Genomic DNA, 12,163 nt, shown 5'->3' on the forward strand with positions numbered 1-12,163 from the left:
ATACTCTTAATTTAAATTAAGCATGTCTTTTTTTTCTAAATAACATAGCTCCACCAACAACAACTACTCCTGTTGCTAAAACTAATATTATTGTGCTAGATACTCTTGAACCTGTTGCAGGTAACTTTGGAACATCTGAAGGATTTCCAAGCTCCTTATTCAATAATTTTGTAACATTAACAAGATCTTTTAAAGCTTTATCTACTTCTTGTTGTGTTGCATTTTTATCCTTAATAACTTTATCTGCTGTTTTTAATGCTGATTGATATTTTTCCCAGTTTTCTTTTGAATGATTTGCTTCTTTATAATATGCTAAGCTTTCTTTATAGAATTTTTCTAACTTAGATTTATCTACCTTAGAAGCTTCTGGTTTTTCTGTTTCTACTTCTACTAAATTACCTTTAGCTGTCTTTAATGCTGATAGAGCATTATCTATTTCTGATTGTGTTGCTCCATTATTATATGCATCTTTTGCTGCCTTTAATGCACTTATAAATGTATCTTTTTCAGCTCCATCTTTGTATTTATCTAAGTCTAGCTTTTCATATTCTGCAATAAGAATTCCTAATTCACTTCTATCAATGTTTTCTTGTTCTGGTGATTCTACTAAATTATCTTTAGCTGTCTTTAATGCTAATAGAGCATTATCTATTTCTGATTGTGTTACTCCATTATTATATGCATCTTTTGCTGCTTTCAATGCATTTATAAATGCATCTTTTTCAGCTCCATCTTTGTATTTATCTAAGTCTAGCTTTTCGTATTCTGCAATTACAATTTCTAATTCGCTTTTGTCAACTTCTTCTACATCTAGTAATTTTAATGCTGCTTGTGCCTCTGTAAGAGTTTTAACTGCATTATTTATTTCATCTTGTGAAGCTGCATTATTTATTAATGCTTTTGCATCTTCTAATGCTTTTACAAATACGTCTTTTTCTGCTCCATCCTCATACTTAGTTAAATCAACCTTTTCTGAGTTTGTAATAGCTTTTTCTAATTCTGTATAATCTAAAGCCTTATTTCCAACAGTTACTGTAGCTTCTGCTGTTAGACCTGCTGCATTTGTTATTTTAATCTTAGCAGTTCCTAAGTTTATTGCTGTTAGAACACCATTTTGATCTACTTTTACTACATTTTCATCAGAAGAACTCCATACTATACCTTTTAAAACAGTATTTTCTGGATGCTTTGGAGTTAATGTAGCTTTATCACCTATATTCATTGTTACATCTTCTAAGCTTACAGTATCTGCAACCTTGTGTAGCATAATTGGTGCAACTTCTGCTATTGCTGCAAAATTTCCTTTACCTTTTTCTACATAAATTTTAATTGTTTTTGCAGTAAGCACTTGATTAAACTTAGCAGTTATCCATGCTCCTCCTTGCATCTCTGCATCTGAAACAGTAATAGAATCTGATGTTTCTAAAATATTTCCTTCTGAATCTAAAATTTCATATTTGAATTGTTGTACAATACCATTGTTTGCACTTGGTCTTTGTTGGAATTTAAATCCTCCAAATTCCATTTCTTTTCCTAGATCCACAGTTAATATTGCTGGATTAGCTTGACTTACAGTAAATCCTGTGCCATTCCATTTTGAATGCCAATAAGTAGATGAATTTCCATCTGTGGCTGCAGAAGCTACTCCACTTCCTGCTCCTTCTCCTGTTGCTTCTTCTGTATTCGCACTAGAACTTATGCTGCTCAATTCTTCTCTTGGAATATCTATTACAACATCATCCACAATTTTCATTTCAAATACAACTTCTTTTCCATCTGGAAGTGTTGCTGTAATAGTTGCATTTCCTGCTTTTAATGCTTTTATAACATTTGCATCTTTATCTACAACTGCTACTTCTTCATCACTTGATTTCCACTCAATTTTATCTAAACCACTTCCATATATTGTAGCAGTTTCTCCCTTATAAAGATTTGTACTTGATATTGTAGCTGCAACAGCATCTTTATCTTCTGTGATTACAAGATTGTCTAAAGTAAAATCTGTTTGTCCCATAGAACCGCTTCCTGCTTTACTTCCATTTTCATAAAGACCAATCCAAGTTTGTCCGCTTCCACTACCAATTACTTGCATCTTTACATGGTTTGTTTCTCCACGAGCTGCTGCAAGATATTGTTCTTCTGTAGGAGCTGTATAATTTGTTCCTTCTCCAATAACCATAGCATATGCTTTATCTGGTCCTGATTGATAATCAAATTCTACATTATATACTTTTCCTGCTTCAAAATGGAAATTTTGTGGAAGTGTTTGATAAATTATTCCATTATTTGCACCGTGATGCTTTAATGACCAATTTCCTTCTATTACATCATCAATTACTCTTCCATTCCATCCTGCTTGTGTATATGGCTCATTTAATTGTGATAAATGTGTTACAGGATCTGAAATTCCTTGTGCAGAACTTAATACAAATGGATATAATCCTTGTACTACTGTTTCAAAATCCTGCTTAAATGTTCCATTTTCCTTAAAGTTATTTAATGTCTTTTCTACAATACGGATATCATCCATATAAGTAGATCCTTCTCCAGCTGCTCTAGATAAAGTTAATTCTGCTGTTTCATTTTCAGCTGTAAATGAAATTTGCATACGTTGCATTTTACTTCCATTCTTTTGGTCAGATTGTACATAGTTGTTTAAAATAGAACGTTCAGTATAGTTAGAAACTGTTTTGCTTCCTGTATTTACTTCTATACTTGCCTTTGCATCGCTATTATTTTCTACATATACTTCTGCTACATAATTTGTATTTTTCTTTAAACCTGTAATAGTTGTAGTTACAGATACATCTTCTGAAGGACTATTAAATGTTAGTCTTTGATCTCCTGTATTTGCCTTTTCTATTACAACTGATTCATTATTAATATCTCCTGACCATTCATCTGAAGATAATTTTTCTCCTGCTGCATACCCATTAAAGCCTGGGTCTACTACATAATCATATTCTCCAAAATCATTTTTTAGTTCTTTAACTTCAGAACCTTTTGATAATACGTATGCTGTTGCTGCTTTAGCTTCTAAAGTTACAGATCCATTAGTTACAGGAACACTTACTTCATTTATACGTCCTTGGTCAGATAGTTCATACATTACAACATTTCCAAGGCCTTCCCATCCTTCTGGAAGTTCCCATGTTGTTGTTCCCCCATCTAAATTCCAATGGTATAATTTTTCTGTTCCATCTTCATCTGTCCATGGTAATAAATAGGTAACATCATCTAATACTGCTTTACCATTTAAAGTTATTGTACGTTCAATATTATCGTCACTTCTTTGTTCTTCATTTCTTGTTACAATAACTGTATCTCCTACATCATTTTTTAATGTAATTTGTTTTTCATGATTTCCTACAGGTGATTGTCCTTCTTCATAGTTTTCCCAATCTGTTACATAGTAATGTTGTAAGAATTTAGTAGGTAGATTTTGATTAAATGTTTGCAATATATAGTTATTAAAATCTTTATCTCCACCCCATCCTTCAAATCCATAAAGTCTGTAACCTCCAAGTAATGGATTATCTGCTGTTCCTCCAAATGCAGGATAATTTAAAACTTGAGAGTCTCTTTGATCATTTCTAATGAAACGAATAATATCGCTGTTATAACCCTTTGAAGTTGCACCACCATAAACTGCATCTGTTGACCAGTGTTGCCATGTGGAGTCATACTCTCCTTGTGCACTAAATTCTGTTGAGAATCTCCAACCAAGAGAATTAATTTCTTTTGCAATATTTCTTGTTTCCCATGCATCTTGATACCATACATCAAGATAAATGAAATCCATATTATCTTCACGACTTTCAGCATCAGCCTTTATTTCTTCTTTAGTTGCAGTTACTTCACCTAGTGAATTTTCTACTGCTAATGGCCATTCTCTATTATAGAAGTCTGTTCCATTTATACGATCATATAATTGTACAAATCTCTTCCATCTTGCTTGAGTTGATAAATCCCAAAGTTTATCAATTACTTGTGACTGATCTAGCCAGCCCCATCCATTTGAAAATGGTTTTTGTAACATATCTTCATTAAATGAAGCTGCTTCTGGATATGCTTCTTGTGCATTAACGTGAATACCAATTTCTGTGTTATAGTCGTGTGCAATTTTAATTAAATCTTGGAAATCTTCTACTCCACCTTCACGTTCTGCAATATCTGCATATTCTGAATTGGCAGAATCATGACCTTCATTTCCATATCCTTTTAACATAACTGATTGTGGAAGTCCATCTGTTGCAAGATATACTTTTTTAATATTATCAGCTGTTGTTAAGTAAGGATTAGATGCCATACTTGCAAAGTTCATAACAATACGGTAATTTACCATATCCTTAACTACTTCTGATTCATAAGGGATATTCATAATATCACGGAATGCTAGTGCGCCATCATTCCAGTCAATATCTCCATCTCCATTTTCATCTGCTGCAATAGCAACTTTTGTAATTGGTAAATCACTTACTGGATAATCTTCGTAGTTTGCTGCTGCAGCTTGACCTTTTTTATCTCCTAATTCATAGTACCATGGAGCGCTTGTAAGACTCATTGTATCTGCACCATTGTTTATTACAACACGTTTATCTCCTTCAGCTTCTGAATTACTAAAAAGACCTGCGCTTAAATTACTATTTGTAAGGAATCCGTATAAATAAGAATCTGTTTTTGATGGAACAAATCCATTTTCAAAATTAATAAATACGTCTCCAGTTGATGTTGTTGTTGTAGATGCTTTTGCTCCTGCAAAATTAGCACCTTCTTCTACAGCATCTACTGTTAAAAGATTTAACCCTGGAACATCAATTGTTGCTATCTTAGCACAACCTTCTGCCTTATTAAGCTCTGTTACCTCCCATGTTAAATCATTTTCTTTTACACTTACTTTTATTTTCATATCTAAATTTATGTTGTTTTGAGTATTTTCAACATGCATTGAATATATTCTATAATCTGATTCTGTTTCTTCAACTTTAACTGTTGGTTCAATTGTTACGCCATTAATTGCTACAGTATTAAGTTTAGTTTCATTACCACGCATATATTGGTCTTTAATTTCTACTCCATCTTTAAGTAATTGATATCTAGCAACTACTGGGAATGTTTTTCCAATATATACTTTCATTGTATCTGATACAATACTATCATATTCTGTTAAATCTAATTCTTCTTTTTCTTCCAATATAATATCTACTACATTGTTTTCCTCTTCAACATTTACTACTTTAGAATATGCCTTATAGCCTGCCTTTGTAACAGCCATATTATGCTCTCCAACTTCCAAGCCATCAAGCTGATAATTTCCATTTTCATCACTCTTAACTGACTTTGTTCCTATACGTATAACTGCTTCAGAAATTGGATTTCCATCTTTATCTGAAACACTTCCTGATACAGGTACAAGTTTTGTATATATTTCTTCAAATTTTTGACCTTGACGTTCTGCAGCAAATACCCAATTATCATCCATTGCGCTTGTTTCACCATATTTTACATTTGCAAATGAAATCGAAGTTGCTCCATTTGTCTTTACTCCAAATCTTCCTTTTCCAGAAGTCTTATCTGAAAATGAAATTAAAGATTGATTAGTAACTCTAACTGTAGTTCCATTAACAGTTATAGATAATGTCTCACGATTTAAGGATACAGACATTTGCAATTCTTGACCCTCTACAGGTTCTGGAAGACCTGATATTGTTGGGTATGCTTCCTTACCGTCTAACTTATATTGATAATACCACTTACTACTTGAATCATGTCCTACATATAGCCAGTTGTTATCGTCTACATAAGTATAAAAAACTCCCCAGTTACTACTTGGTTTTAATTTTAATGATAGTTCCCCTGATGCTTCCATCCTCTTATCATTATCAAGTAATAAAATTGGTGCTTTTGTAGCTGCATTTCCATAAGCATGTCCACCACTATTGTTAGCTCCACCTGTTAATTTAAACCACTTTTCACCTTGTTCAGATGGTTCTTCTGGATCTTCTTTATCTGAAACTACTACTGATGGTTCCCATACTTGACCTGCAAGATTATCTTTATATAATGTCCAAGCATTGTAATCTGAGTACTTATCACTTCCAACTGTTACATCTGAAAAATAAATATCAGTATACTGTGTACCATATGTTGCAGCACCAAATCCAACTTTTCCTTGTTGAGTTTTTAAGCTAATAAAATCAGCTGCATTAATTGTTGCTTCTCCATTTATACCACTTGTCTTATTATCTACTTTTATTTTAAGTCCACTTTCATTGTACTCTGTACTTATATTCACAATATCATCTTGATTCATTTCTGGCAGACCTGTAATTGATGGATAGCCTGTTTTATCCCCATTCTTATATTCTATAAACCATCCAGATGCTCCATCATATGCCACATATGACCAATGTGTATCGTCTACATATTTGTTTACAAAACGAAATCTTGTATCAGCTTTAGAACTTCCTACTTTAATTTGAAAGCTGATTGACTGATCTGTAATATCTTTTTTATCTGATAATACGAATAACTCTGGGTTTGTACTACCAAAGTGTCCATTACCATTGCCACTTCCAGCCTTTATATGTGCCATTGTTTTTGGCGCTGCCAAAACACTTAAAGACGGAAATATACATGTGCAAAATACAGCTAAAGCTGTTGCTGCAGCTCCAAGTCTTTTCTTACTTCTTTTAAGAATATTAACCATACCTATCACTTTCCTTTCTATGAAATTTGGAATTATGATACTTCACCTCCATATTTTTTATTTATTGCCCTTTATACCTTTTCTTATGTTTTTAGAACCTATAAAAATACATTATATTTATGTATTCTTTTACATATATGGTTCAACTTAATTATATATTAGTTTTCAATAAATATATATTAGTATCTTGCTAAGTTATCTATCTATTTTGAGAACTTACAGTTTATATTACTTTTAATATTAAAAATAGCTCTAATTTAACATAAATCATATGTATTTATGTTAAGTTAGAGCTGTTTCATTAATTTTCTATTTATTTTAATTTATTTCTCTTGCATTCCATTTAACAAATAATATAAGTCCAAGATTTATTACTGCTGTTACAGATAAAATAATTGCTATTGGTATTCCCATATCTATTACTTGTCCGAATAATAACTGTCCTGGTGCAACACTTATTGTTGCAACTGCTACTGAAAAAGCAGATACACGCCCTAGCATATCTACTGGTACTTCCTTTTGTATAAAAGTTAATGTTAAAACATTTGATAATGAAAGTGATAACATAATTGCCATACCACCTACAGCAAATAAAGATGCTAATATATAATTGCTTACTTTAATGCTAGTTAGGGTAGACATTAATATAACCCCTGCAATCATAGGAAAATATGTATAGTGAACTTTTTTCATAGAAAACATCTTTGGTTTCAATGTTATCCAAAGTCCTCCTAAAATCATACCTAAAACACATATTCCTTCTACTATTCCATATATTTCTGATGGTAGTCCTAGTAATATATTTATAAAATATGGGGCAACTATTGATAGTATTGGAACTAAGAAAACATTACATAAAGCATATGAAGCTATAATTCCAAGTACAATTTTCTTTTCTTTCTTTAAATAGATAAAGCTATTTTTCATATCTATAAAAGAATCCTTAACAAACCCAAATGAAAATATCTTATTATTTGATTTCTTTACTTCTACATTTGGTATATCTAAGAACATTTCCATTATAGCTGAAAATAAAAAGCTTATTGCATTAACTACTACTATAATTTTTATTCCAAAGATTCCATATAAAATTCCTGCTATTATTGGACCTGCAAAATTAACTATAGATCCTACTTGATTTATAATTCCATTTGCACTTGTTAACTTATCTTCTTCAACTACTTGTGGAATTGAAGCTGTAACTGCTGGACCATATAATGTGTAACATATTGATAGTATAAACATAACAAGTCCAACTATATATGTATTATCCATATTTTTATATAGAATAAAGGCATAGCCTCCTATTATTAATGCGCAGAAAAAATCTAAGTAAACCATTATCTTTTTTCTATTAACATTATCTGAAAGCATTCCAGCTATTGGTGCAAATACAATATATGGTATTGTTGATATTGCTAGTATATTTGCAAAAGTTGCTGTACTTCCTGTAAACTCCAATAAATATAGTGACATACTAAATCTTTGAATGGCATTACCAAATAAAGATATAATTTGCCCTATTACTATTATTATAAAATTTTTATTTCTCATTTTTACCTACCTTTAAAATATTATCTTAAAAGCTCATAATCCATACAAATTGGGTAACTACCATCTTCACTTAATTGAAGCTTAGCATCTATTCCGTAAATTTCTTTTAGATTTTCTTTATTTATAACATCTATAGGTCTTCCCTCACATACTATCTTTCCTTTTTTAAGACCTATTATGTTATCTGCAAATCTACATGCATTATTAAGCTCATGTAAAACTATTACTACAGTTATTTGTTTTTCTCTATTTAATTTTTGTAAAACTTCTAAAACTTCAAGCTGATAAGACATATCTAAGTAAGTTGTTGGCTCATCAAGCATTATAATATCCGTTTCTTGTGCTAAAGTCATAGCAATCCAAGCTCTTTGTCTTTGTCCCCCCGATAAATTTTCTACTTCTCTATCTGCAAATTCAGAAAGTCCTGTTTCTTCTATTGACCAATCAATAATATCTTTATCATGGTTATTAAGTCCACCTATGATTTTTTGATGAGGAAATCTTCCAAAGGCAACAAGTTCTCTTACTGTAAGTCCACTTGGACAAACTGGTCCCTGAGGAAGGAAAGCAACTTCTCTTGCTATATCTTTTTCTTTTACCTTTTTTATATTTTTATTATTTATAAGAATATCTCCACTTTTAGGCTTATTAATTCTAGCTATAGTTTTAAGTAAAGTTGATTTTCCGCATCCATTTGCTCCAATTATTATACTTATTTTTCCCTTTGGTATTGATAAGTTCATATCTTCAATTATGGTATTGCTTTCGTAGGCAACACTTAAATTTTTTACACTAATAGCTTCCATAATTATTGCTCCTTCATCATTAAATAAATAAAATATGGTACTCCAAATATTGATACTGTTATTCCCACTGGAATTTCTATTGGAGAAAATAAATTTCTTGAAACTGCATCTGCAAGAAGAACTATAATAACACTTATTATTGCTGATATTACAACAAAATGTTTATGATAAGGTCCAACTAATTTTTTTGCAATATGTGGAGATATAAGTCCTAAGAATCCTATATTTCCTGCAAAAGCTGTTGCTGTTCCTGCTAATATAACTGCAACGCTTAAAAACTTTTTTCTTTCCTTTTCTATATTTAAACCTAAGGATATTGCTAGCTCATCTGAAAGATTTAAAACATCTAATTTTTTATGATTTAATAAAACTAATGCAAACATTACTGTTACTATTGGTATTATTACTTTTGCATAGCTCCATCCCGATCCCCAAAGGCTTCCTGATGTCCAAACTAAAACTCTGTTATAATCACCAACCCCACCTCTAAAAGTAAAGAAGGTAATAAAAGCATTAAGTCCTGCATTTAATCCAATTCCTATTAATAAAAGTCTTTTTGGTCTTATGCCTTTTCTGCTAGATAGCATATATATTATAAATGAAGAAACTCCAGCTCCCACTATTGCCATAAAAGGTAATACAAAGATAGAAAGCTGTCCAAGTTCACTATAATATGTTCCTGTTTGGTAAGTTATAAATAATACTGCTGCCACTGCTGCTCCAGCATTTATTCCTATTATTCCTGTATCTGCTAAATCATTTTTAGTTATAGTTTGAAGGATTGCTCCTGCTGTTGATAATGCAATTGCTACAAAGGCTCCAACTAAAAGTCTTGGTAATCTAATAGTTAATATTGCTGTGTTTTGAAGCTTAGTTCCATTTCCCAAAAGTGTGTTTATAACATCTAAAACTGAAACTTTATATGTACCCCAGCATAATGTAACTGCAAAGGAGATAAGTAATAGGGCTAATAAAATTATTAATGATATTTTAAATTTCTTTTTTTTCATTATCCCCTCTCCTTTCTAGCTACTGATATGAAAAATGGTATTCCAATAAGAGCTGTAAATACTCCAATTGGAGTTTCATAAGGATCAAATAACATCCTTGCTGCAATATCTGCATATGTTAAAAGAACTGCACCAAGTAAAAATGAACATGGTATATTTTTTCTATAATCTTCCCCTAAGATTTTTCTAACTATTTGTGGAACTATAAGTCCAACAAAGGCTATATTTTTTCCAACTGCTACTGCTGCTGCACACATTGGTATCATAACCATAAGAGTTGTAAATCTTATTTTTTCTGGATTTTCTCCAAGTCCAATTGCAACATCGTCTCCAAGATTTAATATATTTATCTTTTGTGATAATAATATTGCTATTATAAGTCCTATAATTCCTACAATAAATACTAATTTAAAATCTGACCAAGTTGCATTTCTAAAACCTCCAGATACCCAAAAGCCTATCATTTGAGATTGGTTTGATAGTAATCCTATTATTGTAGTTAATGAAATAAAAAATGTACTCATAGCTGTTCCTGCTAAAAGTATTTTTGCAATTGAATTATTATTTGCTTTTTTTGATATAAATCCTAAAACTATAATTCCAGTTATAAGTGCTCCTATAAAAGAAGCTATCATTACATTTCTTGTATTTATTGTAATTCCTGTCGCATAAAAAATTGCTATAACTAAGGTTGCCCCTTGGCTAACACCTAATATTGAAGGCTCAGCTATTGGATTTCTTGTAACTCCTTGAATCATTGCTCCTGTTACTCCTAATATACCTCCTGTTAGTAATACAGAAAGTGCTCTTGGAATACGTACATCTCTAACTAACATAAGCTCTAAAGTTTCGCTGTAATTAAAAATGCTATTCCAAATTTCTGAAAAACCAATATGAACTGATCCTAGCCTTACAGCTAGAACCAGTCCTCCTATTAAAAGTAACAAACTACAAATTACAAATATTGTTGTATGTTTCTTACTTTGTTTCATTTAACATGTCACCTATTTCGTCTACTAATAATTCTCTTCCTATTGGGCTATATCCTTGGTTAAAGTATGGTGATGCTGTTAACTTAACCACTTTTCCTTCTTTTACAGCAGGTAGGCTATTCCAAATTGCATTGCTTTGAAGTTGTGCATAATCTTCATCTGTTGTAATTAAGAATATATAGTCAGTATTAATTGATGCTAATCCTTCATATGTAACAACTGGAAGACTTATATCGCTTTGTGCTGGCATTCCTGATGGTTTAGCAAGCCCCATATCTTCATATAACACGTTACCAAATCCAGCACCATCAAATACGAAGAATTGACCACCACTTGCTAAGAATGAAAGATATGTAGTATCATCTCCATATTCTGCTTTAATCTTGTCACCAGCTTCTTTAGCCTTTGCTTCATAATTTTCTAACCACTTATTAGCTGCATCTTCTTTATTAAATACCTTTGCAAAAGCTTTAACATCTTCTTTCCAATCTAAAGCTTCTAATTGAATCATAACTGTTGGAGCTATTTCACTTAATTGATCGTACATTTTTTCTTGAACTGTTGATATAACTATTAAATCTGGATTTAAGTTCATAACTGCTTCTACATCCATAGTATCTTGCATGCTATATCCTAATATTTCTGCTCCACTTAATGTATCTTCTAAATATGTAGGAAATTTAGTGTAATCATAAGCATCACTATTTGCAGTTCCTACTACTTTGTATCCTAAAATTGATAAAATATCACTATTACCACTTAAATCTACTATTCTTTGAGGATCTTTCGGTATTTCAACATCTCCTCTTACATCTGTAACTGTTATCTTCTCTTCTGATGACTTCTCTTCACTTGTACCACCATTAACTCCGCATCCTACAAGCATTATAGAAGTCATACATGAAACTACTAATGTCTTTAATAAATTTTTCTTCATTAATATACCTCCATTAATGTAGCTAATTTTCTTGCTACTCTTTTACCTGTTCTTGATTGTATATGATATTCATTCTCATTACAATCTTTGCAACTAATTTAATAATTTTATCATCTATTAGGATAATTTTTTACTATAATATATGTTATTATAAT

6 protein-coding genes are annotated in these 12,163 nt (G+C 31.3%); all 6 read right to left on the reverse strand.

Features of this window, described 5'->3' with window-relative positions; genetic code table 11:
- Window positions 1-16: 16 nt before the first annotated feature.
- A complete protein-coding gene (locus tag ACQPVP_RS00625) occupies window positions 17-6,709 on the reverse strand; it encodes an endo-alpha-N-acetylgalactosaminidase family protein (protein ID WP_430846236.1) in 6,693 nt (2,230 codons plus the stop codon).
- Between the two features lie 318 nt (window positions 6,710-7,027).
- Window positions 7,028-8,263, reverse strand: a complete 1,236-nt coding sequence (locus tag ACQPVP_RS00630; RefSeq protein ID WP_430846238.1) for an MFS transporter — start codon at window positions 8,261-8,263, stop codon at window positions 7,028-7,030.
- 20 nt (window positions 8,264-8,283) lie between these two features.
- Entirely contained in the window at window positions 8,284-9,069 is a 786-nt protein-coding gene (locus ACQPVP_RS00635; protein ID WP_430846240.1) for an ABC transporter ATP-binding protein, read from the reverse strand.
- Window positions 9,070-9,071: 2 nt separating this feature from the next.
- Entirely contained in the window at window positions 9,072-10,079 is a 1,008-nt protein-coding gene (locus tag ACQPVP_RS00640; protein ID WP_430846242.1) for a FecCD family ABC transporter permease, read from the reverse strand.
- Window positions 10,079-11,071, reverse strand: coding sequence for a FecCD family ABC transporter permease (locus ACQPVP_RS00645; protein WP_430846244.1), 993 nt, complete (start codon window positions 11,069-11,071; stop codon window positions 10,079-10,081). The genes ACQPVP_RS00640 and ACQPVP_RS00645 overlap by 1 nt, the downstream gene beginning before the upstream one ends.
- Window positions 11,058-12,008 (reverse strand): iron-hydroxamate ABC transporter substrate-binding protein, encoded by a 951-nt coding sequence (locus tag ACQPVP_RS00650; RefSeq protein WP_430846246.1) that lies wholly within the window; start codon window positions 12,006-12,008, stop codon window positions 11,058-11,060. The genes ACQPVP_RS00645 and ACQPVP_RS00650 overlap by 14 nt, the downstream gene beginning before the upstream one ends.
- Window positions 12,009-12,163: the final 155 nt, after the last annotated feature.

The organism is Clostridium nigeriense (assembly GCF_050585265.1).
Lineage (GTDB): Bacteria > Bacillota > Clostridia > Clostridiales > Clostridiaceae > Clostridium > Clostridium nigeriense_B.

Bases quoted from the DNA above. Each gene is read 5' to 3' on its own strand.
- ACQPVP_RS00625 (WP_430846236.1), bottom strand. From the start codon at position 6,709: ATGGTTAATATTCTTAAAAGAAGTAAGAAAAGACTTGGAGCTGCAGCA.
- ACQPVP_RS00630 (WP_430846238.1), bottom strand. From the start codon at position 8,263: ATGAGAAATAAAAATTTTATAATAATAGTAATAGGGCAAATTATATCT.
- ACQPVP_RS00635 (WP_430846240.1), bottom strand. From the start codon at position 9,069: ATGGAAGCTATTAGTGTAAAAAATTTAAGTGTTGCCTACGAAAGCAAT.
- ACQPVP_RS00640 (WP_430846242.1), bottom strand. From the start codon at position 10,079: ATGAAAAAAAAGAAATTTAAAATATCATTAATAATTTTATTAGCCCTA.
- ACQPVP_RS00645 (WP_430846244.1), bottom strand. From the start codon at position 11,071: ATGAAACAAAGTAAGAAACATACAACAATATTTGTAATTTGTAGTTTG.
- ACQPVP_RS00650 (WP_430846246.1), bottom strand. From the start codon at position 12,008: ATGAAGAAAAATTTATTAAAGACATTAGTAGTTTCATGTATGACTTCT.